The organism is Rhizobium sp. CF122 (assembly GCF_000282035.1).
GTDB lineage: Bacteria > Pseudomonadota > Alphaproteobacteria > Rhizobiales > Rhizobiaceae > Rhizobium.
The window spans coordinates 20,783-46,304 of record NZ_AKKA01000109.1 but is presented as its reverse complement, the minus strand read 5'-3'; the positions used below and the strand labels follow the sequence as shown (position 1 = coordinate 46,304).

At 58.5% G+C, this 25,522-nt stretch carries 25 protein-coding genes and 1 pseudogene; 13 read left to right on the top strand and 13 right to left on the bottom strand.

The genetic code is table 11. The annotated features are described in order from the left end of the window. Positions 1–166: 166 nt before the first annotated feature. The 4 genes from PMI09_RS26375 (at position 167) to PMI09_RS26360 (ending at position 3,840) form a co-directional block, all read left to right on the top strand. Positions 167–895 (top strand): UTRA domain-containing protein, encoded by a 729-nt coding sequence (locus PMI09_RS26375; protein WP_007801557.1) that lies wholly within the window; start codon positions 167–169, stop codon positions 893–895. A gap of 11 nt (positions 896–906) precedes the next feature. After that, positions 907–1,845 (top strand): LysR family transcriptional regulator, encoded by a 939-nt coding sequence (locus PMI09_RS26370; RefSeq protein ID WP_007801555.1) that lies wholly within the window; start codon positions 907–909, stop codon positions 1,843–1,845. A gap of 99 nt (positions 1,846–1,944) precedes the next feature. Next, positions 1,945–3,297, top strand: a complete 1,353-nt coding sequence (locus tag PMI09_RS26365; RefSeq protein ID WP_007801553.1) for an LLM class flavin-dependent oxidoreductase — start codon at positions 1,945–1,947, stop codon at positions 3,295–3,297. A 15-nt stretch (positions 3,298–3,312) separates the two neighbouring features. After that, positions 3,313–3,840, top strand: coding sequence for a flavin reductase family protein (locus tag PMI09_RS26360; RefSeq protein WP_007801550.1), 528 nt, complete (start codon positions 3,313–3,315; stop codon positions 3,838–3,840). Between the two features lie 18 nt (positions 3,841–3,858). On the opposite strand, the gene speB (PMI09_RS26355) is transcribed toward PMI09_RS26360, so the two are convergent. After that, complete coding sequence (gene speB, locus PMI09_RS26355; protein ID WP_007801547.1) at positions 3,859–4,830, bottom strand: agmatinase; 972 nt, start codon at positions 4,828–4,830, stop codon at positions 3,859–3,861. A 244-nt stretch (positions 4,831–5,074) separates the two neighbouring features. On the opposite strand from speB (PMI09_RS26355), the gene PMI09_RS32575 reads away from it, so the two are divergent. The 3 genes from PMI09_RS32575 to PMI09_RS26340 all read left to right on the top strand — a co-directional run bounded on the left by PMI09_RS32575 (position 5,075) and on the right by PMI09_RS26340 (position 6,674). Then, positions 5,075–5,440: a DUF982 domain-containing protein gene (locus PMI09_RS32575; RefSeq protein ID WP_157213408.1), complete on the top strand. Its 366-nt coding sequence runs from the start codon at positions 5,075–5,077 to the stop codon at positions 5,438–5,440. 548 nt (positions 5,441–5,988) lie between these two features. Next, complete coding sequence (locus PMI09_RS26345; protein ID WP_007801542.1) at positions 5,989–6,255, top strand: type II toxin-antitoxin system Phd/YefM family antitoxin; 267 nt, start codon at positions 5,989–5,991, stop codon at positions 6,253–6,255. Then, positions 6,252–6,674, top strand: a complete 423-nt coding sequence (locus PMI09_RS26340; RefSeq protein ID WP_007801540.1) for a type II toxin-antitoxin system VapC family toxin — start codon at positions 6,252–6,254, stop codon at positions 6,672–6,674. The genes PMI09_RS26345 and PMI09_RS26340 overlap by 4 nt, the downstream gene beginning before the upstream one ends. A 329-nt stretch (positions 6,675–7,003) precedes the next feature. Here PMI09_RS26340 and PMI09_RS26330 read toward each other — a convergent pair whose 3' ends face one another. The 11 genes and pseudogenes from PMI09_RS26330 to PMI09_RS26280 form a co-directional block, all read right to left on the bottom strand. Beyond that, complete coding sequence (locus tag PMI09_RS26330) at positions 7,004–8,206, bottom strand: ABC transporter permease (RefSeq protein ID WP_007801537.1); 1,203 nt, start codon at positions 8,204–8,206, stop codon at positions 7,004–7,006. A gap of 4 nt (positions 8,207–8,210) precedes the next feature. Further along, positions 8,211–9,353: an ABC transporter permease gene (locus PMI09_RS26325; protein WP_007801535.1), complete on the bottom strand. Its 1,143-nt coding sequence runs from the start codon at positions 9,351–9,353 to the stop codon at positions 8,211–8,213. Then, positions 9,353–10,060: an ABC transporter ATP-binding protein gene (locus PMI09_RS26320; RefSeq protein ID WP_007801533.1), complete on the bottom strand. Its 708-nt coding sequence runs from the start codon at positions 10,058–10,060 to the stop codon at positions 9,353–9,355. The genes PMI09_RS26325 and PMI09_RS26320 overlap by 1 nt, the downstream gene beginning before the upstream one ends. After that, positions 10,057–11,169 (bottom strand): efflux RND transporter periplasmic adaptor subunit, encoded by a 1,113-nt coding sequence (locus tag PMI09_RS26315; RefSeq protein WP_007801531.1) that lies wholly within the window; start codon positions 11,167–11,169, stop codon positions 10,057–10,059. The genes PMI09_RS26320 and PMI09_RS26315 overlap by 4 nt, the downstream gene beginning before the upstream one ends. 93 nt (positions 11,170–11,262) lie before the next feature. Beyond that, a complete protein-coding gene (locus PMI09_RS26310) occupies positions 11,263–12,288 on the bottom strand; it encodes a helix-turn-helix domain-containing protein (protein ID WP_007801529.1) in 1,026 nt (341 codons plus the stop codon). Positions 12,289–12,846: 558 nt separating this feature from the next. Then, a complete protein-coding gene (locus PMI09_RS26305) occupies positions 12,847–14,280 on the bottom strand; it encodes an aldehyde dehydrogenase family protein (RefSeq protein ID WP_007801527.1) in 1,434 nt (477 codons plus the stop codon). 19 nt (positions 14,281–14,299) lie between these two features. Beyond that, positions 14,300–14,882, bottom strand: a pseudogene (locus tag PMI09_RS26300) (MBL fold metallo-hydrolase). Between the two features lie 9 nt (positions 14,883–14,891). Further along, on the bottom strand, positions 14,892–15,986 hold the full coding sequence (locus PMI09_RS32895) for an ABC transporter ATP-binding protein (protein ID WP_007801522.1): 1,095 nt from the start codon (positions 15,984–15,986) through the stop codon (positions 14,892–14,894). After that, the gene (locus PMI09_RS26290) at positions 15,983–16,774 is read right to left on the bottom strand and encodes an ABC transporter permease (RefSeq protein ID WP_007801520.1); all 792 of its coding nucleotides are present in this window, start codon (positions 16,772–16,774) and stop codon (positions 15,983–15,985) included. Before PMI09_RS26290 ends, PMI09_RS32895 begins: the two co-directional genes overlap by 4 nt. Then, positions 16,774–17,637, bottom strand: a complete 864-nt coding sequence (locus tag PMI09_RS26285) for an ABC transporter permease (RefSeq protein WP_007801518.1) — start codon at positions 17,635–17,637, stop codon at positions 16,774–16,776. Before PMI09_RS26285 ends, PMI09_RS26290 begins: the two co-directional genes overlap by 1 nt. A gap of 77 nt (positions 17,638–17,714) precedes the next feature. Continuing rightward, positions 17,715–18,809: a polyamine ABC transporter substrate-binding protein gene (locus tag PMI09_RS26280; RefSeq protein ID WP_007801515.1), complete on the bottom strand. Its 1,095-nt coding sequence runs from the start codon at positions 18,807–18,809 to the stop codon at positions 17,715–17,717. 118 nt (positions 18,810–18,927) lie between these two features. On the opposite strand from PMI09_RS26280, the gene PMI09_RS26275 reads away from it, so the two are divergent. The 4 genes from PMI09_RS26275 (at position 18,928) to PMI09_RS26260 (ending at position 21,667) form a co-directional block, all read left to right on the top strand. Continuing rightward, complete coding sequence (locus PMI09_RS26275; RefSeq protein WP_007801513.1) at positions 18,928–19,554, top strand: TetR/AcrR family transcriptional regulator; 627 nt, start codon at positions 18,928–18,930, stop codon at positions 19,552–19,554. Between the two features lie 15 nt (positions 19,555–19,569). Further along, positions 19,570–19,962, top strand: a complete 393-nt coding sequence (locus PMI09_RS26270; RefSeq protein ID WP_007801511.1) for a YybH family protein — start codon at positions 19,570–19,572, stop codon at positions 19,960–19,962. Between the two features lie 86 nt (positions 19,963–20,048). Then, on the top strand, positions 20,049–21,098 hold the full coding sequence (gene speB, locus PMI09_RS26265; protein WP_007801509.1) for an agmatinase: 1,050 nt from the start codon (positions 20,049–20,051) through the stop codon (positions 21,096–21,098). A gap of 311 nt (positions 21,099–21,409) precedes the next feature. Then, positions 21,410–21,667, top strand: a complete 258-nt coding sequence (locus tag PMI09_RS26260; RefSeq protein WP_007801507.1) for a glycine zipper domain-containing protein — start codon at positions 21,410–21,412, stop codon at positions 21,665–21,667. A gap of 191 nt (positions 21,668–21,858) precedes the next feature. On the opposite strand, the gene PMI09_RS26255 is transcribed toward PMI09_RS26260, so the two are convergent. Next, complete coding sequence (locus PMI09_RS26255) at positions 21,859–23,037, bottom strand: alpha/beta hydrolase (RefSeq protein WP_007801505.1); 1,179 nt, start codon at positions 23,035–23,037, stop codon at positions 21,859–21,861. Positions 23,038–23,746: 709 nt separating this feature from the next. Between PMI09_RS26255 and PMI09_RS26250 the strand changes: the two genes are divergently transcribed. Continuing rightward, positions 23,747–24,244: a DUF1269 domain-containing protein gene (locus PMI09_RS26250; protein ID WP_007801503.1), complete on the top strand. Its 498-nt coding sequence runs from the start codon at positions 23,747–23,749 to the stop codon at positions 24,242–24,244. A gap of 189 nt (positions 24,245–24,433) precedes the next feature. Then, positions 24,434–25,453, top strand: coding sequence for an AI-2E family transporter (locus PMI09_RS26245; RefSeq protein ID WP_193385426.1), 1,020 nt, complete (start codon positions 24,434–24,436; stop codon positions 25,451–25,453). The last annotated feature ends 69 nt before the right edge of the window (positions 25,454–25,522 follow it).

Here is a 25,522-nt window from a genome sequence, read left to right as displayed (position 1 = left end):
CCGTGTGCGGACTTCTGCGATCCGCTTTTGACTATACAAATAGATATACGCTAGCCTAAGGTGTCAACGTCAAAGTCGACGAACGCAATTTTTGTGCCGAACGGCCGCTTGGAGGCGCGAGTTTCGCGTTTGCATCGTTTTGCTGCGAGAGTGATGAGGTCGCGTCTTGGAGCCAATTTATCTCAGGATATTCACGGATATCGAGGCAAAGATCCTCAGCGGAGACTGGCGCCCGGGTGATCGCGTTCCAAGAGAGCATGACCTCGTCAATGACTACGGCTGTTCGCGTATGACCGTGAGCAAGGCCCTGACGGCGCTTGTCGACCGTGGTCTTGTCGTACGGAAGCGGAAAACCGGGTCCTTCGTCGCCTCGCCGCAGATCGACCGCACCGTCATGGACATCCAGGATATCGGCACCGAGGCGACCTTGGCGGGCTATGAGCATCGCCATCAGATTTTGACGCGAAGGATCGAGACCCTAGACCCCGTCGAGGCTGCCCGGTTGGACAGCACCTCGGGAGCCGAAATCCTTCGGATCCAGTGTCTGCATATCGTCGATGGTAGGCCCACGGCAATAGAGCGGCGCATCATTTTGCTGGATACGGTGCCGCTTGCCAGAAACGAGAGCTTTGCGGCCGCGCCTCCTGCGAAATGGCTCCTGTCGCAAGTGCCGTGGTCGAAGGCCAAGCATGTGATACGGGCAGTCTCGGCCGATGCCGCGACGGCGCGCATTCTTGAGATTGACCGTGGCGAGCCCTGCCTCACCCTCACTCGTCAGACCTGGCAGAATGATCGCATGGTAACCTATGTCGAGATCACGCATCCTGGCGATCGCTTCCAATTTGCAGGCATTTTTCATCCGGCCGAAAAGCGTGCGTCACGTCGACAGCCATAGTGAGGAACGCTTTGAGCGAAGAACAGATATTCCGGGGAATACCCCTCAAAGGGCTGCAAGCATTCGAAGCTGTCGGCCGTTGCGGCAGCGTGATGGCCGCTGCAGCGGAGCTGGACGTATCTCCCGGTGCCATCAGCCAGCAGTTACGCAAGGTCGAGAGTTTTCTGGGCATCACCCTTGTGGAACGGAGCGGCCGGACTGTCGAGCTGACGCAATGGGGTCGGCTTTACCACCGCGAGATATCGAAGGGCTTTGAGCAATTTGCGCTCGCCCAGCAGGTGCTGGAGCGTGCACGCAACGAAAATGCGCTCGTTCTCAGCGCACTGTCGTCCGTTGTCAACAAATGGATCGGCAGGCGCATTTTCGACTGGCAAGCGCTCCATCCCGATGCGCATGTGCGGGTGACCGGTCGCGACAAGGAGCCTCGAATGGGGTTTGATGAAGTCGATTTCCGCGTCAGTTACGGATCCGACGTCTTGCAGCATGACCACTACGCCGAACTGTTTCGCGATTGGGTCGTTCCGGCCTGCTCGCCGGCCCTAATTGAAGGCAGGAGACCGGCCGCCGCCGATCTGCTGTCCTATCCGCTGCTGCATGTCGAATGGGAGCGACATTTCACACCCTACCCGAGTTGGGCAGAATTTGCCGCGAAAATCGGGGCAGACGTCAAAGGCCCACCCTCGGGCTTGTCGTTTACCCTATCGAGTAGCGCTATCGACGCGGCCGTCAACAAGCGAGGCATCGTGCTTGCGCAGATGTCGATGATCGCAGACGAACTGGAAGCGCAGACATTGGTCATTCCAGTCGATATCAGAATGCCGCTGCGCGAGAGCTATTTCCTTGCCTGGGACCGCTCCGCGCTGCAAAAGCCCTACGGCCCGGAGTTTCGCGACTGGGTCATTGCCATCTCTCGACGACAGGCGCAGATCTCGGCGCCTCTCACTCTTTAGAAAAACTAAATCAGAAGTCAGCGCTGCGATATTGATGAAAAAAGTCGCGTGGCGTTACCTTGGGCAATCGCCAATCGCATTGCCTGCTGGAGAATATCAATGACGCGCACCGATAAGATGAAGCTCGGCACCTTCGTCTATACATTCGGCTTTCACCCGGCCTCCTGGTTGCATCCGGCAAGCAATGTCCACGGCGCCAACGATTTCAGTCATCTCCTCGACGTTGCCAAACGGTCGGAGGCGGCAAAGTTCGATTTCATGTTCATGGCCGACTCTCCGGCTGCCGCCGTCGGCGACCCCGACGCTCTCGCCCGCATTCCGACCAAGATGAACCGCTTCGAACCGCTGTCGTTGCTATCAGCCCTGTCAGTGACAACGAAAGATCTCGGGCTCGTGGCCACTGTTTCAACCAGCTACTACGAGCCCTACAATGTCGCGCGCCTCTTTGCTTCTATCGACCATTTGAGCGGCGGCCGCGCCTGCTGGAATGTCGTGACCTCGGACCACGACGAGACGGGCTACAATTTCAATCGCGAGGGGCTGGACCCGCACGCGCTGCGCTACGAGCGCGGCAACGAGTTCGTGGACGTCGTTTTTGGTCTGTGGGACAGCTTCGAAGAGGGTGCGTTGCTCCTCGACCGCGAAAGCGGTGTCTACTACGACAAAACCAAGCACCACACGCTCAACCATAAGGGTAAACACTTCCAGGTGCGCGGGCCGCTCAACATCGCGCGATCACCGCAAGGCCGGCCCGTCATCGCGCAGGCCGGCGGCTCCGAACCCGGTATGGATATGGCAGCGCGCACGGCCGAGATCGTTTTCAGCCTCGCCTCGAACATCGATCGAAACCGCGCGTTCTACGAGAACGTCAAAGGACGCATGCCCGCCTACGGTCGCAATCCCGACGACCTCAAGATCATGCCGGGTGTTGTGCTGAACGTCGGCGAAACGGAAGCCGAGGCGCAGGCCAAGGTCAATTACCTCATCGACAAGATGCATCCGGACGTCGGTCGCCTGATGCTTTCCGAGTTTCTGGAAGCCGATTTGCGCGGCGTCCCATTGGACAAACCGTTTCCGATGGATCGGCTGCCGACGCAGCCCAAGGGGTCGCGCGCGCTGTTCGAAGAGCTTACCGATTTCGTCAAGAGCGGGCGCCCCGTCGGCGAGCTGGTGCGGCACTATGCGGAGAAGCATACGGGCAACGGCATCACCGGCACGCCGGCACAGATTGCCGACTTCATGGAAGAGTGGTTCGAGACCCGTGCGGCGGATGGTTTCATTCTGATGTTCCCGACACTGCCCTCGAGCCTTGATGATTTTGTGAAGCTCGTCCTGCCTGAATTGCGCCGTCGTGGGCTCTTCCGCCAAGAATATGAAGGCAAGACGCTGCGGGAAAACCTCGGCCTTTCAATGCCGGCCAACCGTTTTGCGAAGGCACAGGTCACGGGCTAACAAGGGAGAGAGCAGATGGAAAAGGTGGCAACCAGGCCTATCGTCGATCAATCTGCGTTCAAGCTGTCGATGCGCCACCTGGCCGGTGCCGTGAGCGTGATCACCGTTGGTGAACGCGAAGAACGGACAGGCTTTACCGCGACCTCTGTTACTTCCCTTTCCGCAGATCAGCCGTCGGTGATCGTCAGCCTCAATCGCGGATCGTCCTCCTGGCCCGTGGTTGAACGGTATCGCCGCTTCTGCGTCAATGTACTTACCGCCGACCAACAGCATATCGCGCAATCCTTTGCAGGGTTCGACGGCCGGCGCGGCGTCGAACGCTATCAAGACGCGCAATGGTATAGCCTTTCGACTGGAACACCTGCTTTGAAAGATGCGCTGACGGTTCTCGACTGCGAGCTCGAAACGGTGCTCAATCACCATTCGCACGCGATCCTTATCGGCCGCGTTTGCGCGATCGAAACGCGCGAGGATGTCGAACCCCTGCTCTACTGGCGCGGTGGCTACCGACGGCTGTCCGAAGAGGCGGTCATCCACCCCTGACAAGCCAATTGCCGACCATCAGGCGCCCCCGGCAGTGCGCCTATCCGCGACCTGTTTGGCGATGACGCATAGAAGTTCGAACATCATGGTGGCGCCAGCAAGCGCCGTCATGCCGGCCAGATCAAATGGTGGGGAGACTTCAACGACGTCGGCACCCACGATCTGTATTCCGGCAAGCAGCCTGATCATCTGCTGGGCCTCGCGGGTCGTGAAGCCGCCCGCCTCTGGCGTTCCCGTTCCCGGCGCCATGGATGGATCGATACTATCGATATCAAAGGTAACGTAGGTTGGCAGTTCACCAGCGATTTCTCGCGCCTCGCGCATCACGTCGTCAGCCCCACGGCTGACGAATTCTTCCATGTAGATGATCCGGATGCCCTGCTGCTTCGCCCAGTCATGTTCGCCCGGATCGTAGATCGAACCGCGAATTCCGATCTGAACCATCCGCTTCGGGTCCAGCAGTCCCTCCTCGATCGCTCGACGAAACGGCGTCCCGTGCGTGTACGGGTTGTTTCCGAAATAGCGATCATTGGTATCGGAGTGCGCGTCGAAATGGATCAGTCCAACCGGCCGGTTTTTCGCCACCGCGCGCAGCACGGGGAGCGTGGTCAGATGGTCACCGCCCACCGACACGGGAATGGCGCCGACGGCGACAATCTCATTCATCCCCTCTTCGATGCGTTTGAGGCCGTCCATAAGGTCGATGGGGTTGACGGAGAGATCGCCGACATCGGCGACATTCGCGATACTGAAAGGTTCGGTCCCTGAGACATGGTGTACGCGCCGCATGAGGCTCGACTGATTGCGAACCTCCCGTGGCCCGTGCCGGGCGCCCGCCCTGTTCGTTGTGCCGCCGTCCCAGGGAATACCGACAAGGGCAATATCAAGCCCGGCAGCCGTCTGCACGGCGGGTAGGCGCATGAAGGTAGAATGCCCGGCGAAGCGTGGAACTTCAGCAGCATCAACCGGTTGAAAGAAAGTTCCACTCATCGTTCTGTCCTGTGTCCGCAATGGCTGTCGCGCAATCTGCGATGCTCGTGTCGCGCGCGCAAGCCCATGCCTGAAGAGAAGGGGGGATGTTCGCGTTCTTTGAAACATTGCCTATGGCATCAGACAAATCGCGGGAATGCCCACCAATTTTATACCCATCGCCCGCCGCTTGCGGGCCAGAGAAACCTCGGGGAATTACGGAACTACTTCGCCTTTCGATACCGCAGGCTAATAGCGTGGAACAATGTGTCACGGCCGGGGTTTACAGAACGGATCGCCAGGTGAGAATTTTCTCCTCAAATGTCGAGCGCTGGCCAAAGTGCGATCCACCATTTGCCCATCGCTCGTAAGCGGAATCGGAGATCTTGTGTCGACCCCGGACTGGCTCGTCTTAGTCGTCGAGCGCCACCAAGCCTTCCACGTCATTGGATCTGCAGAGGAAGCCCTTGACATGCTTTTTGCCAATTGGCCGACCGCGAGTGGCGCCGCCTTCGTCCTTGCGATGGAGACCTGTGCTGGGACAGCCACCGGCACAGTGACCCAGGACGAAGCCCAACTATCTTTCCTTGCAGCGGCCCTTGATGCAAAAGTCGAATTCAGGTTTGCCTAAGTACTTCGGCGGCCCGCGGCTGGACCGGTCAACGTTATATGCCGGCGGGAGGCGATCACCGCGTCCCTACGCAGCGGCATGCTCGTCCAACATCTGCTGCGGCCACCGTTACCGATAGCTTTCCGACAGCGTCCTTGAACAGCCCGTCCACATCGATGCGCATTCGATGTATCGAACGGCTGGCAGACCCGACCAACGGATTGGCTGATGGCCGATGATGACGTGGTGGTCGCCTATTGGCGATGTTCCATCCTGTTGGCGAGTGGCCACGGCCCCTTGATGACGCAGCTTGCCGATGCCCTGGAGCAAAAGACACAACGGCGCACAACGATGAACCGCCGCATGCCGACAGCGGAGCTTGCTAGCCTATTGGGAGCCTATGTTCGGATTATGGAAGGTTATCCTCGGCGAATAAGTCGAAAATGGCATCGGTCCGCGTGAATCTCACCAAGGCGTCTGGGCTTTGAAGTCCCCTCCCCTTAAGCCACTTGTCACTTATCCGCTAGCGGACTATAGTCACGATAGTCACGATGGTCAGGAGATGTACAATGCAACTATCACCGCACGACGAGAGAAGCTGGACCGTTGCCAACGCGAAGGCGAAACTCTCAGAAGTCATTGACCGCGCGCAATCCACGCCGCAGACGATCACCCGAAACGGCAAGCCTATCGTCGTTGTCGTCTCTGCCGAAGAATGGCAGCGGAAGACCGCACGCAAGGGCACGCTCGCTGAGTTTCTGATGGAGTCGCCACTACGCGGTGCCGATCTCGACCTCGACCGTCAACGCGACCAACCACGTGATCTGCCGCTGTGAGACTGCTGCTCGACACCAATGTTCTGTCAGAAGTGACAAAGCCGCGTCCCGAGGGCCGCGTTCTCGAATGGTTGGATGGCCTTGACGAGGACCGCACCTTTATCAGTGTCGTGTCGATTGCGGAAATTCGTCGCGGTGTTGCCCTCATGGACAACGGACGAAAGCGCGATGCACTGGTCGAGTGGCTCGCCCGGGATCTGCCACAACGTTTCGAACGCCGTGTTATTCCAGTGGACGAACGTGTTGCTCTGGCCTGGGGTGATTTGATGGGCGACGCAAAGCGGAGCGGCCGAGGTATGTCATCGATGGATGGCTTGATCGCAGCCACCGCGATTGCCCACGACCTCGCTCTCGCGACACGCAACACCAAGGATTTCGAGGGCTTCGGTATCGAACTCATCGATCCATGGGTCGAGTGAGGTGCCGGGTCGTCCGAGCACTTGCAATAGCGTGCTCGTGCGTATTGCCTTCCGTCTTGCGAACAACGTCGGCACCCGGAACCAAGACTATTTCGCGGCTCAACGGCTGGCCTATGCACTCCCCTGCCGACGCTTCGCCGACGCCCTCACTGACGCCAACGCACGGCTCGGGGCCGGTGTGGGTCGCTAATCCTTCACCGAAATGGACTTGCACCATATGCTCCTTGCCGGTCTCACTCGCAAAAGTCGGTCGCAAATCTCTGACTTTCGCCAGAGACTTTTGCGACAGAAACTCCTCGTTGTTTTTCAGCGCCGCCGACAATACGACATCATCCTCGCGCGCGTAAAGCGGCTGTCAAAGGCAAGCGAGTGGCGTAAAAGGCGGGCAGAGCGCCCCCAACGATACCGACTGACAAACCGAGAAGCCCCGCTGTTAGGAGTACGCCCTCGTTTATAGTGAGTTGGAAGGATATGCTGGCGTTGTTTACACCGATGGTGCTGGCCTGCCATCCGTTGAATACGAACCACGACACCACGAGGCCGAAGATCACTCCAACCGCCGCCAGCGCCACCGCCTCTGCCCACGTGGCAATGAAGGCTGACAGGCGGCTGAAACCCAGGGCGCGCACCGTAGCGATCTCGACCGCCCGGTCAGAAACCGAACTCATCATCGTGTTGAGCGCGCCTGCAGTCGCGCCGAGTGCCATCAGCAACGCCACCGGCCATCCAAACATACGAATGAGATTTGCCGTGCCGGATGATTGGGCGGCGTATAAGTCGGCTTCGGTTACAGCGACCATGGGGGTGGCGGAAATGCTTCCCAGAGTTGTCTTCAGCTTGTCGATTGCGCCGGGCCCTCCAAGCCGTAGTCGAACGCTCTGGACTTCGCCCAACCGATCAAAGGCAGAACGAACAGCATCGAGATCAGCCCATATTTCTGACTCGAACGCGCTACCGCCCGAAGAAAAATACCCGACCACAGTCCAGTTGACGGAGCCTAGCCGCACTTGCCTTCCGATCGCGAGCGCAGGAAATTCTGCTGCGATCCGTTCGCCAACCACGATTTCACGCGCGCCTGGCTTGGCAAAGCGTCCGGCTGTCAGGGTGACTCCGTCGCGCAGATAATGACCGGTCGGGTCCATGCCTCGTAAAGCCAGCATCTTTGCAACGCCGGTTTGATCGTCCGGTACCTCAACGGCAACGACGATCTCCCGTGATGAGACGAGATTGCCCGCTGTATCCCGCACCGCTCCGATATCGCCTCGCATTGCCTCAATGGTCCGGATGGCACCGGCCGGAACATCGGAGCCATTCTCCTGGTTTGTCCCACCACCGAGGATCACCGCCACGCTCGGAGAACCGGCGCTCTTCAACGCCTTCTCAAACCCGGCGGCCATCGAGAGGAAGCCGGCGAGCACACAGACGACGAGCGCAACGGAAAGAGCCATTGAAACCGCGATCGCAAAGCGTCGCGGTAGGCTCAGGAGGTTTGCTCTGATCATCACCTGCGTTTGCTTGAGTTTGGAAGACATTTGTTTATCTCGCTTTGAAGGCTGTGGTGATCGGTGTGCGCATGGCATTTATTGCCGGCATCAGGCCGGTGATGAGACCCAGCACGACTATGAATAAAACAGCCTTGGCGAGCACCGCCATTGAGAAGACGAGGCCGAGTGCTGGTCCGGCCAGAACAGCGGCCATCTTTGCCAGGATGAGACCGAGAGTGCCGCCGACTGCGAAAATGAACAGCGTCTCGCCAAGAACGAGCGTCAGGATTCGTCCTCGTGAGAAGCCCAGTGTCTTCAGCACACCGATCTCGAAGGTGCGTTCGCGCACTGCAAAGACCATAGTGTTGATGACGATCATCAGCAGCGTAACGAAGGCCGCGCTGACAACCAGATTGATGATCAAGCCGACATCGGCGTATTGACGCAGGAAGGCTTCCAGGAATTGCTTTTCCGATTGTGTGCGCGTCGGGGTTGGTGAATTGGCGAACAGGGCATCTATGCGCGCGGCGAGGACGCCGGGAGACACGCGGTCTGCCGGCTGCACGACAAAGGCATCCACCGTATCTTCGCCCCGCGCCCGGGCCGCGTTTATAAAATCGTAACTGGCAAGCATGAAATAGGTGTCGGTGTTGGCGCTTTCGCCCTCGAAGATACCGGCGACCTCGAACCGCCAGTCGCGACTGCCATCTTTCCGCGCTGTCTGAAACGCCGTGACGGTGATGCGCTGTCCGACCGACCAGCCTTGCGCTTCCGCCAAGGCTCGACCGACCAGCACCCGGTCTCGCGCCTGGCCGAGAGCGCTAACCAATTCCTGGGTGAGACCAAGCTCCTTCCCATTGACCTTGGCTATCAGGCCGGGCTCAACGGCGCTTATGGCCACCACGTTTTTCTCGACATTTACGTAGCCTCGCAGCCGCGTCATGTAGGCGACCGAGGCCACACCCGGCTCTGATGCAATGCGCGTCATATAGGCCATTGGTAGGGGCTGCGTGCGTCCTGCCGCGTTCATCACCCCGAGAAGATCGTCGCTGGCGCCTGCCGAGCCTTGTGCTCCGTTCAGGAAGCTCGCGGTCAGTCCGTAGATCAGAAAGGCAACCGTCACGCAGAAAATCAGGAGGAGAGTACGCAGCGGCTTTCGCCAGGCGTTCCTTCGAGCAAGATGGAGCAAGTTCATCAAGCGTCCCTCTTCTCTTCAATGAAACGCCCCTTGTCGAGATGCAGGGTTCGGCGCGCATTAAGTGCGGCCTGCGGATCATGGGTCACCATCACAATCGTCTTTCCGAGTTCCTGGTTGAGAAGACGGAGCATATCGAGAACATCGTCTGCGGATTTCCGGTCGAGATCGCCGGTCGGCTCATCACAGAGCAAAAGATCGGGATCGGCCGCGATTGCGCGCGCTATGCCGACACGTTGCTGCTGGCCACCGGACATCAGCGCTGGATATTGCTTCTCACGTCCGGCGAGACCGACCAGGTCGAGAACCTTGCCGGCGCGAATGCGCCGCTCTCTCGCCGAAATCGGCTTCAGCAAAAGCGGTAGTTCGACATTCTCTGCTGCATTGAGCATCGGCAACAAATTGTAGAACTGAAAGACGATGCCCATGTGATGTGCTCGCCACGCTGATCGTGCCGTCTCCCCCATCCGATCGAGCCTGGCGTTGCCAATGTTGATCTCGCCCGCATCAGGGCTCTCAACGCCGGCCAGCATGTTGAGCAGCGTCGATTTTCCTGATCCGGATGGCCCCATGATGGCGACGAAATCACCACGGGGAATTTCCAGATTGAGGTTGACGAAGATCGGGATGGCTTCGCTTCCGATCCTGTATCCCTTCTGCACGTCTTTCAAAATGATATATCGCTCTTCTGCGTGGCGGTCGGTCATAGCGAGGCTTCTCCAATTTGACTTTGAATCTCGGGGGAGATGATACGGATGCGCGCTGCCATGTTGGGCCGTATGCCGATAGGCGGGTTAATGAGAGAAAGCCGAAGCCCGATCGTGCCTTTCTCAGCCGACGCAGTTGGCGCTATCCGTTGTAGTTCGACGCCAAAAGGCCGACCGGGAAAGCCGTCGAGTACCGCCTCACCATGTAAGCCGGGTCGGAGCAGGGAGACATTTGTTTCGGCTATGTCGGCGTCGATCACCATGTTGGTGGCATCCGTGAGCGCCAAAATGCTTTGGCTTTCCCGAACGCTGTCAGCGCGCGCCAGAACAGTGTCGCCAATGTGAACATTGAGCCTAGTCACAGTTCCGGCAAAGGGCGCACGAATAACCAGTTCGTCCACCTGCTCCTGGGCAACACGGATCGTGAGATCAGCTCGGATAACGTCCTGGCGGCCCTGCTCGACATTGTTCAGGGCAGTCTTCCAGGTCGTTTGTGCGTCCTCCAGGTCTTTTGTGGATACTGCATCACGTTTCGCCAAAGCTTCGGTACGTCGAAACGAGGCCGTAGTCTGCGCTAATGCGATTTCCCTTGCGGCAAGCACCAGATCGGTTGAAACCTTCGCCGCCTTTGCTTGCTCAAGTGCCAATCGGGCGCTGGCGTTTTCTAGAATGGCGAGTATCTGACCAACTTGAACCTGATCGCCGACTTCAACAGCAATTCCTTTGATCTTGCCCTCATACTTGGAAAAGACGGTAGTCCAACGTGGTGCGACGACATACCCCGAGCCGGTCATCTCACGCGCGGCTGCTTCAGATGTTCTCGAAGTTGGCGGTAGATTGTCACGCTCTGAGGTCGCGCGTAGTTCAGTTGCTGGGTCCGCCTGGTCCAGTTTGGGCGGCTCAGACCGACCTAGAAGTGCTATCTTCATGTCATTCACCGAACCCGGCGAGACCAGCGCAAGGATGACGGGAGTGGCGGCCGCAAGCAAAGCGCCGACAATCCAGCGGATAACCTTCCGGCGTGGTTTCGGCGCGCCTGCCAGTGACTCCAGAGAAAGAGACTTGAGCGTTTCGGCGAGTTTGCGATCGTGTTCGGTGAGCGTGTTCATGTCGCCACCAAAGCCGGCTTCATGTCCTGAACTCGACCTCGAACACGTTCTTGATCGTGCTGAATCGCGATTTCGTACGTTAAAAAAGCCGGCTCAGCTTAGATTTGCCCGGCTCTGTCGCCACTGAACAGGCGTTATGTCGGTGATGCGGCGAAACTCGCGATTGAAATTGGATTTGGTCTGGAAACCCACTGCGAGCATGATTTCGGTCACAGATTTTTCTGTTTCCTCCAGCAGCCGGCATGCTTCCGCAACACGAAACTCGTTGACGTATTGCGAGACGTTTTTGCCGGCTGCCCGGTTGATCGCTGTCGAAATTTGCCGCGCCGGAATAATCGCTTTGCGCGCCAGCCGATCAAGATTGAGGTCCGGGTCGCGGTACGAACGCTTCGTCTCCATCAGCAACCGTATAGCGGCGAGTGTCTCCTTGTCACCCATGTCGTCGATATGCGGGGCCGCAGTGTCCATCTCGGAAGGCTCTCTACCCTGAACCACCACAGCGGCCGCGATCGAGAGGACGATCAATGCAATGAGGTTGCCGATCGCTACCATAGCTGGAGCGTGTCTGCCCTGCGTCCATGAAAAATCAAGGAACACAAACAGGTCTAGCCCTGCCGACAGAAGCAATGCCAATGCGGCAAAGACAAGCGCCCGATAAACCGGAGCTGCACTTTCGAATGGAGTCCTTTGCAGCGCGTCTGGCCCCAACCGCATGAGATGCAGGATCGCTCCGGCATAGCCTACGAAGATCGTCGGTAGAACCACATCAATTGCGCCTCGCCATGCCGTTGTTGTCAGCAGCAAGATGACAGCAACGGCGGGAATTGCGTGCAGGCCGAGACGTAAATGATGAGAGAATCCGCTTTTGCGCACCAGCTTGGCTACACCGCAATAGACGAGCGGCGGCACGAGCGCTGCGCCCACGGGCGCGACATACATCACTTCAACAATGCCGTACCCCCAGCGCAGCCCCGAGAGGAATGCCTGGAAAGCACTCAACAGGATCAGCGCAAGGAAGGGGAGGTTACGCGAGTTTCCATCGTCGCCGGTCCTCACCATGGCGACAAACAGGATAAGCAACAGCAGGGCGACGACAAAAGAAAGTGGAATGAAAGGCATGAGAACCGGGCATGAAAGACAGAGTGAATCGACGAGATGATCCTGATCTTATGGGCATCGCTCTTCGACCTGAAACGCGTTTTAGGCCTCGTGTTGTCGCAAATCTCCCGATTAAAGTGACAATTTATTATCGGATCTTCGCAACGTCGCAAAATGGGGGCTGATGCGACGCCGGTGCGCTGCCTCCTGGGCTTCAATCAACAGCTCGCCTTTAGCCCAAGATTCCACTCAATGAGGTCGAATTTCGTGAATCAGGCAGGGCTACTCGTGTGGGAAAAGCGCTGCGGCGATCCGGGAAAAACGACAACGCTGTGACTTTCAGCTCGACGGTCGAAATGGCAGCCGACTTCGCCCACGCCAAGAGCCTTTAAGAACTCCGGTCGGACCCGAGGCGTCTGGCAGAGAACCACCCGCCGTGACGCGACCGTGATAATCTGGTCGGCCGAATTTGCGTCGTGCAGATCGCTCCCGGTGGTTGGCCGAAAATGAAAAGGTTATTGAATTCAATGCCCAGATATGGCGCTGGGCAATGCTTGTTGGACACGACATACACTTCGATCAGGCAGCATCGGGACGGTGGAGTGTCTTCACTTCCATAAAATCCTCCAGTCCGAACATTCCGCCTTCTCGCCCGTTGCCCGATTGCTTGTAGCCGCCGAACGGGCTTCCATAGCGATGCGGGGCGCCGTTGATGTGGACCATTCCGGCGCGCAGTCTTGTCGCTACGCGCTCGGCGCGAGCAGGGTCACCGCTCTGAACATAGGCAGCCAGTCCATAGCTGGTATCGTTGGCGATCGTGATTGCCTCGTCTTCCGTGTCGAATTGCATGATGGCCAGCACTGGCCCGAATACCTCCTCACGAGCGACCCGCATGTCATTGTTGACATCGGCGAAGATGGTTGGCTTGACGAAGTAGCCTGTCTCAAAGCCTTCGGGCTTGCCGGCTCCGCCGACGAGAACGCGTGCACCCTCGGAAATGCCCGCCTTGATCAGTGCCTGCACGCGACCAAATTGGACATCGCTGACAAGCGGGCCGATGTGGACACCTTCTTCTTCGGGATTGCCGACCTTGACTTCGCGGCCGACACGCTCGGCAATCTCGACGACCTTGTCGTAGACCGATCTCTGAACGAGGAGGCGGGTCGGCGCATCGCAGGATTGGCCGGAATTGTTGAAGCATTCAAGGACGCTTCCCGTGATGCGGTCCTCGAGATCGGCGTCCTCGAAGACAATGTTGGGAGACTTGCCGCCAAGCTCCAAGGTTACGCGTTTGACTGTGTCTGCCGCGTCCTTGCTGACGGCAATGCCGGCGCGTGTCGAGCCGGTGAAGGACATCATATCGACGTCCCTGTGCCTCGAAAGCGCGGCGCCGACATTGACGCCGTCGCCGTTGACGAGGTTGAAGGTGCCAGCCGGGAAACCGGCCTCATGGATCATTTCTGCGTAGAGCATGGCATTGAGCGGTGTAAACTCCGAAGGCTTCAGCACACAGGTCGAGCCTGTCGCAAGTGCCGGAACCACCTTCAGTGCAATCTGGTTGATTGGCCAGTTCCAGGGGGTGATCAGCCCACAGACGCCGATCGGCTCGCGCAGCAGCACGTCGCCGTTCGGCAGCGTGTCGCGAATCTTCAGGCGCTTCAGGGCATCGATGAAACCCTGCAGGTGACCGACGCCGACGTCGGCTTGCTGTTCGCGGCTCATGGTGATCGGCGCGCCGAGCTCGAGTGTGATCGTCTGCGCCATCTCCTCGTAGCGGCGCTTGTAGATCTCAAGCAGCCTTTCGAGCAGCGCCAGGCGTTCCTCGACGCTTGTGCGGCTGTAGGTCGCAAACGCCTTCTTCGCAGCCGCTACCGCACGGTCGATATCGGCGGCTGTACCCATCGAAATCGCCGCAACCGGCTTTTCGGTAGCCGGATTGATGACTTCGAGATCATTCGCCGCCAGCGGCGCTACCCACTCACCATTGATGTAGAATTTGCGCTTGTCGAGCATATCGTCACTCCCGTCAGATCTACTTCCGTTTTTCGTTCAGCCAATCCGTGATCAACTGGCGGTATCGCTCGCCGCTGAAGCTTGGAAAATGTCCGCCATGCACGACGCGGGCCGGCATGGTCAAAAGCCGCTCCATCGAGGCGAGATAATCGGCAGCGTTGGAATGGTAGCTGTCCTCGATCAGCGGCCCGTCATAGAGTATATCGCCGGAAAGAAGCGTTTCCGTCTGCGCTTCCCAAAGAGCGATACCGCCCGGCGAGTGGCCGGGCGTATGGATGACCTCGAAGGACCGGTCGCCGAGATCGATTATGGTCGGCCTCGGCTGAGTGGACCGCCCGGCACTCGAACTCGTGATGGCAGCCGATATGGTCGAAATGGGTGTGGCTAGCGACCGCGATCAGATCGCGCTCGGTGACGAGAGGCACCCATTCGCGCAGCGACACGACGCCCATACCGCTGTCAACAAGCATATCGCGATCGCGCCCGCGCACGTGCCAGATGTTGCATCGGTAGAATTCCTGGATGAAGGGCTCAGAAATAAGGGTGACGTCGTCCGCCAGCCGTTTCACTTCGTACCATTTGTCCGGGGCGACACGTTCCATGGTCTCAGCCTATGCCTGTTTCGACGGCAAGGCTACGATATCGCTGACATTGACAGCGAGCGTGACCGCTTGACCTGCTATCACCGCCGCCGATTGCGGCATGTGCGCGACGATGCTCGTTTCGGGAGCGCCGGCGGGCGTCAGATGGCAGCGATAATGCGTTCCGAAGAAGGCGCTGCCGGCAACCGTGGCCTGGCCCAGCGCAGTGACCGGGCCACCCCCCTCGCCGGCCCGGCGGAAATGTTCTGGCCTGATGCAAAGTGTCGTCGCCTGCCCGACGGACGGCAAGCCTGCCGTGAAGCAGGCTTTCGGCAATGCGACCTTCCCCAGCGTCGTCTCGACGATTGCTTGGGTGCTGTCAACATCTGTGAGCGTGCCGGGAACGAAGTTCACCTCACCCATGAAGCCGGCTGCAAAGAGTGAGCGGGGATGCATGTAGATTTCGGACGGTGGGCCAAAGTCTTCGATTTTCCCTTGATTCATCACCACGATCCGGTCGGCGATTGCCATTGCCTCTTCCTGATCGTGGGTGACGTGAACGAAGGTTGTGCCGACGCGTTTCTGGATTGCTTTCAACTCGTCCTGCATCTGTCGGCGAAGCTTGAGATCCAGCGCGCCGAGCGGTTCGTCGAGCAGCAGCACGTCGGGATCGACAGCCAGAGCCCGGGCGAGCGCCACGCGCTGGCGCTGACCACCCGATAGCTCGTGCGGCTTCTTGTCGGCGGAGGACTTGAGGCCCACAAGGTCAAGGAATCCCTTCGCGCGCTCCTCGCGCTCCGCCTTGCCGACACCGCGCATTCTGAGGCCGAATCCGACATTGTCTTTGAGCTTCATATGCGGGAAAAGCGCGTAGTCTTGAAACATCGTCGTCGTCGGACGCTTTGCCGGCGGCACGTTGGTCATCTCCTTGCCGCCGATCGCAATCCGCCCTTTGGTCGGCGACAGGAAGCCTCCGAGGATGGACAGGAGCGTGGTCTTGCCGCAGCCGGAGGGCCCGAGCAGGACGATGAATTCGCCCGCATTGATGTCGAGGGAAACGTCGTCCAGCGCGGTAAAGCTGCCGAAGGTCTTCGTCGCGTTCTCGATTGAAACCGGCGCGGTCATGATTTCTTTGTCCTTCCAAACAGGAACAGTTCCAACACGATCAGCAAAGTGACTGAAACGAGAAACACCAGTGATCCGATGGCATTGGTCTTGGGATTGAGACCGGAGCGAAGCAGGCTCCAGATCTCGACAGGCAGCGTCACGTCGAAGCGCGACAGCAAGAAAGCGATGATGAACTCATCCCAGCTGAACGTCATCGACAGGAAGAAAGAGGCGAGCAGCGACGGCAGCAGCATTGGCGCGGTCACGAGAACCATGACCTTGATGTCGCTGGCGCCGAGATCGCGCGCTGCGCGCTCGATGTTGATATGGTGGTCGCCCATCGACGAATAGATGATCGCAAAGCAGAGCGGCAGATTGATCACCACGTGACCGATGCCCACGGTCCAGAGCGAAAGACCGATGCCCAGCACGTTGAGGACGGTCAGTAGCCCAAGCGCGATGATAAGGTAGCTGACCGTCATCGGCGCGATGAGCAGTCCGCGTTGCCAAGCCGAGCCCGGCAGCTTGAAGCGCGCGAGCGCATAGGCCGCCAGAAATCCGAGAAGGCAGGCAACGAGAGACGATAACGTTGCCACCAGGAAGGAGTGCAGCAGCGCGGACATCAGCTTGCGATCGGCGAAGACGGCTTCATACCATTGCAGGGAAAATCCATTGAACGGCGGCACTGGCAGGCGTCCATCCTGGAAGGAAAACAGCACCAGCACAATAACCGGCAGGAAGATGAAGCCGAAGATCACGACGGCGTAGACGCTGGTGGCGATGTTTGTGAGCCTATCGCGCGTCATTACGTCCTCTCGATTTTCAGCCAGCGCGCGCAGGCGACGTAGGCGGCGGTAACCGCGAGCATGAGGATGATCGAAAGCGCTGCGGCCATCGGGAAATCCGCGCGTCGGCCGAGCTGCAGCATGATGATCTGCGGCAGGACAAGCTCATTGTTGCCTCCGAGAATCTGCGGCGTGACATAGTCACCGATGCAGAGCACGAAGGTGAGGAACGCACCTGTCATGATCCCCGGCATGGTCAGCGGCAGAATGACATGCCAGAAGGTCTGAAAAGCATTCGCTCCGAGGTCGGCTGCCGCGCGGCGATAGTTCGGCGAGAGCTGCACAAGATTGGCATAAATCGTCAGGGTGAGAAGCATGACGAAGAAATGGACGAAGCCGATCACCGTTGCCGTGCGGTTGCTGGCGAGCTCAAGCGGCTCGCTGATGACGCCCATATTCATCAGGGTCTGATTGATTACGCCATTGCGCGACAGCACGAGCAGCCAGGAATAGGATCGAACGACGTAGGAGGTCCAGAACGGCAGGATCGCAAGAATCAACACCGTTCGTTGATATTTTTGCGGCACCTGCTCGGCGATGATCCAGGCCAGAGGATAGGCAAGCAGGATCGAGAGAACCGTCACGATGGCGGTAATTTCCAACGAATTCGTCAGCCCGCGGAACAGCGCGTCCTTCTCGAAGAAGGCGATGTAGTTGCCAAGGTTCCAGACGCGGACGATCGATCCGCCCTGCTGCGCCCACAGGCTCATGGCCGCCATGAAGAGAAAAGGGGCGACGAAGAAGACGATCGTCCAGACAAGGGCTGGAGCCACAAAACCCCAGCCTTTGCGGCGTTCGGCATCTTCAAGAGGAAAAGCAGCCACGGACAAGCCTCCGAATGCCCTCTCCCGGCAATAAGGGAGAGGTACGTGATGATGGCATGACGCAAGAGACGAAGCCGTCAGTTCTGCAGCATCTCGGTCCAGGCGTCCTGCATCTTCGCATCCAGTTCCGCGCTTGGGATCGGATAAAGTTGCGTGCGCTTGAGATAGTCAGCCTGCTCGTTCCAGCGCAAAGCGGTCTTCTGTTCGCCGGTCAGATGCTCGCCGGCCTTGGCGTTCGCCGGCATCGCCCAGTAGCAGGAAGACGTCGCAAGCCGCGCCTGCCCTTCGGGGCTGACGATGTATTGCACGAACTTCAAAGCAAGATCCTTTTTCGTGGAATCCTTCATGACGCCGATCGATTGCGCCCAGCGCAGTGCGCCCTGTTCCGGAATGGTCCAGTCGAGGTTCGGCTTGTCCTTCACCAGTCCAGCCGTCAGCCATTCCCCGCCGCCGAAGACAATATCGACCTCACCTGTCGCAAGCGCCGTCTGCGACGAGACAACGTCGCTGACCTGCTTCGCGTTGGCCTTAAGAGCGAACAGTTTGTCCTTGATCGCCGGCAGATCGGCATCCGTCAGGCTTGCCGTCGCTTTGCCGAGATCAATCCCGGTCAAACCGATCATCGGCAGATAGTAGTCATAGACGGCGATCCGGCCCTTGTATTTCTCCGACCAGAGCTTCGACATGTCCTTCATGTCGGCCGGATCGACCTTCGTCTTGTCGTAGGAAACGGTATTGTACCCGAACTTCTCGGTGACGGCGTAGGTCTTGCCGTCGCGTGTATTGTTGGCCTCCATGCGCACTTCCGGGAAGATATCCGCGTTCGGGAGCGCATCGGCTGGCATCTCCGCAAGGATGTCCTTGTCGACAGCGCGCTGCACGTCGACGCCATCGATAACAAGCACGTCCCAATCTCCCGGACGCGACTGATCGATGATGGAGAGCCCGGCACCGGTGCCCTCGTATTCCTTCAGGTTGACCTTGACGTTGTTCGCCTTCTCGAAAGGTTCAATCAATGCCGGATCGGTGTGGTCGCACCAGACAAGCGCGTTCAACTCTTCCTGCGCCAGGACTGGCGCAGAGGTAAGTGCAGCAGCCGCCGCAGCAAGCGCCAATGTCGCGGCGGAGGTCCAAAATCTGCGCACAGATATGCCTTCAATAAAGTCAGTCATGATGTTGCCCTCTGGTCGGTGACGCTCGTTCCGGCGTCTTCATGAAAAAAGATTGAATGAGTTCATTTTTTAAGTCAATATGATTTTTGAGGGCATTCATTATTTGAGAGAGTGAGACATGACGGGACTGCGCGCCAAGCAGAAAGCCGATCGCAATCGTCGCATATTGGAGGCGGCGGCGAGCCTGTTTCGCGAGGTTGGCTATGACAGTGCTCGGATCGAGGACATAGCGGAGCGCGCGGAGGTATCGGTCGGCACGTTCTACAACTACTATGAAAACAAGGGAGACATTCTCGTCGCCACGGTGTCCATGGAAGTTGAAGAGGTCCTGGAATCGGGCAAGGCAATCGTCGAAAATCCACCGCCAACGACATTGGAAGCACTACAGGTGCTTATCGATCAATATTTCGATCACTCGCTGGTCTATCTCAGCAAGGAGATGTGGCGCACCGCCATGGCGACGTCCATCCAACAGCCAGAAAGCCCGTTCAGTCGCCGATACACCGAACTCGACGGGCGTCTCTGCGATCAGGTTTCGATGCTGGTCCAGAAACTGCAGCTTCGCGGTGCCGTCATGCCGGGGATCGACGCGGTGGCAGTGGGCCAGATGGTCTTTAACAATCTCAACATGATGTTCCTTGAGTTCGTCAAAGATGAAGCGATGACACTTGAGACACTCAAGGAGCGTGTGGCGCGGCAGAACAGGCCGCTTGCCGTTTTGATCAGCAGCCCAAAAATTCAATAGCAGGAAACATAAGGGATGGAACATCAGCAATATGCCGTGCTTGCGGCGGCAGACCGCCTCGTCGAGGCCTTTGGCAGGCACGATCGCGACAGCTATTTCTCGGCATTCGCGCCCAATGCCACCTTCATATTTCACAATCTTGACCGCCGGCTCGCCACGCGCGCCGAGTACGAGGCCGAATGGGCCCTCTGGGAGACGCGCGACGGCTTTCGCGTCAGCGCTTGCCGTTCGAGCGACAGAGATATTCAGATCGCCGGCCCCATCGCCATATTCACCCACTCCGTCGAGACCGACCTAAGCTTCAACGGCGAGCCCTCGACGAGCATCGAGCGCGAGACCATCGTTTTCGAGAAGCAGCCAACCGGTGAGTGGCTGGCCATTCACGAGCACCTCTCGCCACGGTCTTGAGAGCAGCCGATCGGGTGCCGCCCTTCACGAGAGGGGCTGCACCTGTCAGTGATATTGTCGAGCAATTTGGGATGAAGGACAGGACGATGGCCGAGTTGAAGAAGCATCTAGAGGATCTGCGGAAGAAGTTTGGAGACAGCGCGGAGTTCTTCGACCCGCGCTTCCGGCGCGTGGCCGAAAAGATCTTCAAGGGCGGCACCCGTGCCGCGCCCTATTCCGGCATTTCGACCTTCGCAGGCTTGCCCTACAAGGAGGTCAATTTCGCCACACCCGATTTTGGTGACCTGCAAGTTGCGGCAGTCGGCATCCCGATGGATCTCGGCGTCAGCAATCGGCCGGGCTCGCGATTTGGACCGAGGGCCGTGCGCAGCATCGAGCGGATCGGCCCCTACAATCACGCCCTCGACTGTGCTCCTGCCTACGATCTCAGGGCAGCCGATATCGGTGATATTCCGTTTGGCAGTCGCTACCGCCTGGAGCAATGCCACGACAATATCGAGGCGGCGATCCGAAAGATCGTAGAGGCGGGTGTCATTCCGCTCTCCGTCGGCGGCGACCACTCCATAACCCATCCAATCCTCAAGGCGGTCGGCGCCAAGGAACCCGTCGGCCTGATCCATATCGACGCCCATTGTGATACCGGTGGTCCATTCGACCAGACCAAATTCCATCACGGCGGCCCGATGCGCAACGCTGTGCTCGACGGCGTTCTCGATCCGACCCGTACGATCCAGATCGGAATTAGAGGTCCTGCCGAATATCTCTGGGAGTTCTCCTACGAATCCGGGATGACGGTCATCCATGCAGAGGAAATCAACGGGATGGGCATCCCCGCGATCATCGAGAAAGCGCGGCAGATCGTCGGCGATGGCCCCACCTACCTGTCCTTCGATATTGACAGTCTCGATCCGGCCTTTGCGCCCGGCACCGGTACACCCGAGATCGGCGGCCTGACCACCCGTGAGGCACTTGAACTCTTGCGCGGTCTGAAGGGTCTCAACTTCGTCGGCGGCGATGTCGTCGAGGTCGCCCCGCAGTATGACAGCACCACCAACACCGCGCAGGCGGGCGCTCAGGTGCTGTTCGAGATCCTGAGCCTTCTGGTCTACAGCCCGGCAGTGACGGGCCATAAGTAGGCGCTATCGTTGAGCCACTGGCAGCTTTGTCCGAGCGTTGACTATTTTCACGCCTCTGAGCCGGCGCGCATCACGCCGCCTCTTGCGGTGACGCTCATCCGGGAAAGCCTGAGCTTCGCTCGTAAAAGCAGGTTCATGCTGGCGGCAGACTGGTTTAGCGCTGTGATTGTCCAAGAGATTTGAACCCAAAGCTTGGTTTTGGGATTCTGTGCCGATCACAGACACTCTTGCGCGACACTATAGTCCGAATGACGCATTTAGGCTGATGCCGCGATCTTCGGTGCTAGATGAACCTCACAAAGGGGCGAGTGATGAAGAGATTGCTGATGTGTTCGCTGGCGGGTCTGGCGCTTGCAAGTTGCACGCCGACACAGCAGGGTGCCGGTATAGGTGCCGCAACGGGTGCGGTGGTTGGTGGCGCCGTGACGAATAACGTGCGTGGCGCGGCCGTTGGCGCTGCGATCGGGGGAGCCTCCGGTGCTGTGATCGGTAACGTGGCCGGTCGTCCGGGACAATGCGAGTTCCAGGATCGCAACGGTCGGCGCTACATCGCCGCCTGCCCGCGCTGACGGGTGACGAACATGCAACCGCCGCCGGGCCAATTCGCGTCAGCGGGTGATGCACCAGCACATTGCGAGGCGGGCTTGGTGTGTTGTTTCTAAAGCAGCAACGGGCAAACTTCTTGCGCTCTAGTCCCGATACGGCTTCTGTCAGCCTGATCGCCAGCAAATGCGCGCCGTCAATAAGGCGAAATCCAGCCTTAGTCGCTTGCCCTCCCGTATCTCCGCGATTGTTCTGCGGAGGCCTGCGCGAGCCCACTCAGTACACGGCTTGGGAGAAAGATCACCAGGGATGCGGCACCCTCTACCACCGATGCGCCGTTAGCGAGCATTGTCTGGCCGACCGGCCCCTGGTCCTCTCTAACAACGCTGCGCATCAGGGCATCGTTGTTGACGATCTCCATCAGTGTCGGTGAGCTCGCAAAGACGTTGTGGCGACCGCCATCGATATTGGAGACATCGATGACCGCGATCTCTCTCTTCTGAAGGATAGCGACCTCGGAGCCGCTGCCGACACGTGGGTGGCCGCCCGCCAGTCGCCGGGAAAACCCGAGCGCGCGGTCGCGCTGCGAAACAATGATTGTGAACGGTCGCGGGATATCGCCAATATCGTCAAGCTGGCTCAGGAAGACGTCGACGTCGATATCAGGTGCGGCAAGAACAACGCCACCCAAACGCTTCAGGGTGCTGGTGTGTCCGCTCAGGGCCAGATCGCGTAAGGCTTCGGTGACGACGTAGGCGCCCATCGAATGGCCGACCACGATTATTCTCTTTGCGTTGGTCTGCGCCGCGATCTCGATTGTCTCGGCAAGTCCTCGCCGACCGATCAGGGCACTGTCGCGGTCGAAGACGTAAAGAGGGATCGAGGCTCCGGATGGCCAGGCGTAATGCAGCGAGACCGACTTGATGTTGTAGTCGTAGGTGATCTGAGCATTGCGGAAGACGCTGTCGGCGAAATTGTTGTTGTAACCGTGGACGAAGATGAAGATCTCGCGATCTTCGGGCGCCCGCTGCGCCAGCGCGGTGTTCAGCTGCCGGATGAACTCTTGTCGCCCGGCGACCGCTTGGTAGGTTCGTGCCGAAAAATGCCGGCTTTGATCGGGAACCCGCCCGCTTGTCTCAACGCGGCCAGGAACGTGGTTCCTTGGAATTCCAATATCGAGTTTCGCAAAATTCAGCGTCTGCGACCGCTCAGCGGAATAAGGCAGGGAAAGATTGCCGGATCGCGCGCGCGTGGTCGCGACATAGATCGGAATGGTTGCCCGTGGTTCCGATCCCGATGACGATGCAATGGGAAGGCCAAGAACCGCGCGTGGCCCACCACAGCCGACAAGCGCCAACAACATGATCACGATGACGGACAACCGCATTGACGACATGGCCCGGTTTAATTCTCTGGCAAGCTGTTCAATCTGGCGAACAACAAAGACAATCGGTTCAGATCACTCCTCCGGCTGCACGCATGAGGCGATCCACGTCAAGGTTCTAAGCGACGAGCAGCGGGCGCGGTAGATGAATTCCGGGTGTCCTTGCTCAAAACAGAGTTGCGTGTCGTTCAGGTGACAAACCGACGGCGTTTCAATCTCGCACAAATCGGGTTCCCTTCCACGAGAGACTGCCAAATCTGGACTGCGGGCATGGTTGCGGGATTTTATGCTGATCACTTCGCTTCTTGAACCGCTCTATAGTTCGCAGCCGAGTACTGCGCCTCGGGTTCTGCAGGACTGCGCAAGCTGAGCAGGGCATTTAAGGGAGCATCATCACTTGAGTTCTTACTCAGGACTTCTACCTTTCGCGTTGACCACCGAGACAGATGGATCGACGAATGAAAGGGGCATTTTTTCGCGGCCACGACATCTTGGCGATGCCGTTTCAGCCGGGTTGCATTTTTTGTCATCGATAAGCTTGGCTGCATCAAGCACGCGAAGTGCCGCGTGCGATCGCAAAAGATGCGTTTATCCCATTGACTCCATGTCACGTTTTTCAACTTCCCGCGCATGGCGGGAAGTGGTCGTGTCGGTGAAGCATTGGGGGAATGACCGGCGTTTCCGATTTGGTGCAAGCACATCCAGTAAAGGAGAATTGATCATGTCTACTTTGATTGCAATTGTTTATCCGAGTGAAGCCAAAGCCGAGGAAGTGCGTCAGCGCTTGTTCGAGATGCAGAAGGAATACCTGATCAAGGTCGGAGATGCCGTCATCGCGACGAAGAACGACAGCGGCAAGATCAAACTCAATCAGCTGGTCAACACCACGGTTGCCGGCGCAGCATCGGGCAGCTTTTGGGGTTTGCTGATCGGTGTTCTATTTCTCAATCCGCTTCTGGGTGTGGCGGTGGGCACGGCATCCGGCGCTATCGGCGGCGCTCTGACCGACGTTGGTATCAACGATGCTTTCATGAAGGAGCTCGCCGCCAATCTTGATCCGGGCAAGGCCGCCTTGTTCGTGCTGATCCAGGAGATGACAGCGGACAAGGTCTTGAAGGAGATATCAGCCTTTGGCGGCGTCGTGCTCAAGACCTCTCTCGATGAAACAAAAGAGCAGGTCTTGCGCGACGCATTGCAAAAGGCGGCCGCTGCCAGCTAGTTTGTTTACAATGATCAAGCATGTCGGGCAGTGCGCGCATTTGGCCAGAAGGCAGGCTGGTGCGCGCCAAAACGATGGGCCCCGGCCTGGGGAATTCTCACGCGATGCCACTCCCCGTCAGTTCTGACGGAGGCTGGAAGATAGAACAACGTTCCAGGGGCAAGTATGCAGGAAGCAGGCGGCAATCGCATGATCGGTTCAGTTGCAACCGGTATCCTTGTGCTTGCTTTGCTTTATGTCGCGCAATCGATCTTCGCACCGCTCATCTTTTCCTTGTTTGTCATCGCGCTCGTCTGGCCGTGTCAGGCCGCGTTGCAGCGCTTTCTTCCAAAGCTTCTTGCGCTCCTGATCACGCTGAGCGTCACCATGGTCGCCATTGTCGTCATCGGATCATCGGTTGCCTGGGGGTTTGGTAAGCTCGCGCAATGGCTCTTCGTCAATGCCGACCGTTTCCAGGCCGTCTATGTTGACTGGACAAACTGGCTGGAAGAGCACGGCCTGGCTGTCGCGGGTCCCTTGGCCGACCGCTTCGATGTTGCCTGGCTGGTTGGTTTTGTCCAGGGGATGGCTGGGCGGTTAAACAGCTTTGCCGGTTTCGCGGCTCTGGTCTTCATCTTCATCATGCTGGGCCTGCTCGAAGTGGAAGACTTCAATGCGCGTCTCGTCGCCCCCGCAGCACAACCTTACGGAATGCGCATCTTGGCGGCCAATCGAGTGCTTGGCGCAAAATTGCGCCGCTTCATGATCGTTCGCACCTTCGCGAGTATCCTCACCGGGTTGGTGGTCTGGCTGTTTGCGCTGGGTGCGGGGCTAGAACTTGCGCCAGCCTGGGGAGCGATCGCATTCGCGCTCAACTACATCCCTTTTCTCGGGCCCTTTGTCGCGACCGCGCTTCCGACGCTGTTTGCCATCGCCCAATTCGAAGCATGGCAGACGGCGGTCGTCATTTTCGCCAGCCTCAACTTTATCCAGTTCATCATCGGCAGCTATCTGGAGCCACGATTGACCGGGGCGTCGCTGGCAATATCCCCATTTTCCGTAATTTTTTCGGTGTTTTTCTGGAGCTTCATGTGGGGCATTTCGGGTGCCTTCATCGGTGTGCCCATCCTGATCGCGTTCATTGTGTATTGCGCCGGTACGCCGTCTGGAATGTGGATTGCAACGCTGCTCTCGGGCCGTTCCAAGGTTGACGCCGATCGCGGGTCGTGAAGCAGTCTCAGCAGCCAAGGACGGTGTCCAGGTACAGAACGACAACATAAGACCACCGTATAGCGACCT

Coding starts and splice junctions, on each gene's coding strand:
- PMI09_RS26365 (WP_007801553.1), top strand. CDS start 1,945: ATGACGCGCACCGATAAGATGAAGCTCGGCACCTTCGTCTATACATTC.
- PMI09_RS26360 (WP_007801550.1), top strand. CDS start 3,313: ATGGAAAAGGTGGCAACCAGGCCTATCGTCGATCAATCTGCGTTCAAG.
- speB (WP_007801547.1), bottom strand. CDS start 4,830: ATGAGTGGAACTTTCTTTCAACCGGTTGATGCTGCTGAAGTTCCACGC.
- PMI09_RS32575 (WP_157213408.1), top strand. CDS start 5,075: ATGTGTCACGGCCGGGGTTTACAGAACGGATCGCCAGGTGAGAATTTT.
- PMI09_RS26345 (WP_007801542.1), top strand. CDS start 5,989: ATGCAACTATCACCGCACGACGAGAGAAGCTGGACCGTTGCCAACGCG.
- PMI09_RS26330 (WP_007801537.1), bottom strand. CDS start 8,206: ATGTCTTCCAAACTCAAGCAAACGCAGGTGATGATCAGAGCAAACCTC.
- PMI09_RS26325 (WP_007801535.1), bottom strand. CDS start 9,353: ATGAACTTGCTCCATCTTGCTCGAAGGAACGCCTGGCGAAAGCCGCTG.
- PMI09_RS26320 (WP_007801533.1), bottom strand. CDS start 10,060: ATGACCGACCGCCACGCAGAAGAGCGATATATCATTTTGAAAGACGTG.
- PMI09_RS26315 (WP_007801531.1), bottom strand. CDS start 11,169: ATGAACACGCTCACCGAACACGATCGCAAACTCGCCGAAACGCTCAAG.
- PMI09_RS26310 (WP_007801529.1), bottom strand. CDS start 12,288: ATGCCTTTCATTCCACTTTCTTTTGTCGTCGCCCTGCTGTTGCTTATC.
- PMI09_RS26305 (WP_007801527.1), bottom strand. CDS start 14,280: ATGCTCGACAAGCGCAAATTCTACATCAATGGTGAGTGGGTAGCGCCG.
- PMI09_RS32895 (WP_007801522.1), bottom strand. CDS start 15,986: ATGACCGCGCCGGTTTCAATCGAGAACGCGACGAAGACCTTCGGCAGC.
- PMI09_RS26290 (WP_007801520.1), bottom strand. CDS start 16,774: ATGACGCGCGATAGGCTCACAAACATCGCCACCAGCGTCTACGCCGTC.
- PMI09_RS26280 (WP_007801515.1), bottom strand. CDS start 18,809: ATGACTGACTTTATTGAAGGCATATCTGTGCGCAGATTTTGGACCTCC.
- PMI09_RS26275 (WP_007801513.1), top strand. CDS start 18,928: ATGACGGGACTGCGCGCCAAGCAGAAAGCCGATCGCAATCGTCGCATA.
- PMI09_RS26270 (WP_007801511.1), top strand. CDS start 19,570: ATGGAACATCAGCAATATGCCGTGCTTGCGGCGGCAGACCGCCTCGTC.
- speB (WP_007801509.1), top strand. CDS start 20,049: ATGGCCGAGTTGAAGAAGCATCTAGAGGATCTGCGGAAGAAGTTTGGA.
- PMI09_RS26260 (WP_007801507.1), top strand. CDS start 21,410: ATGAAGAGATTGCTGATGTGTTCGCTGGCGGGTCTGGCGCTTGCAAGT.
- PMI09_RS26255 (WP_007801505.1), bottom strand. CDS start 23,037: ATGTCGTCAATGCGGTTGTCCGTCATCGTGATCATGTTGTTGGCGCTT.
- PMI09_RS26250 (WP_007801503.1), top strand. CDS start 23,747: ATGTCTACTTTGATTGCAATTGTTTATCCGAGTGAAGCCAAAGCCGAG.
- PMI09_RS26245 (WP_193385426.1), top strand. CDS start 24,434: ATGATCGGTTCAGTTGCAACCGGTATCCTTGTGCTTGCTTTGCTTTAT.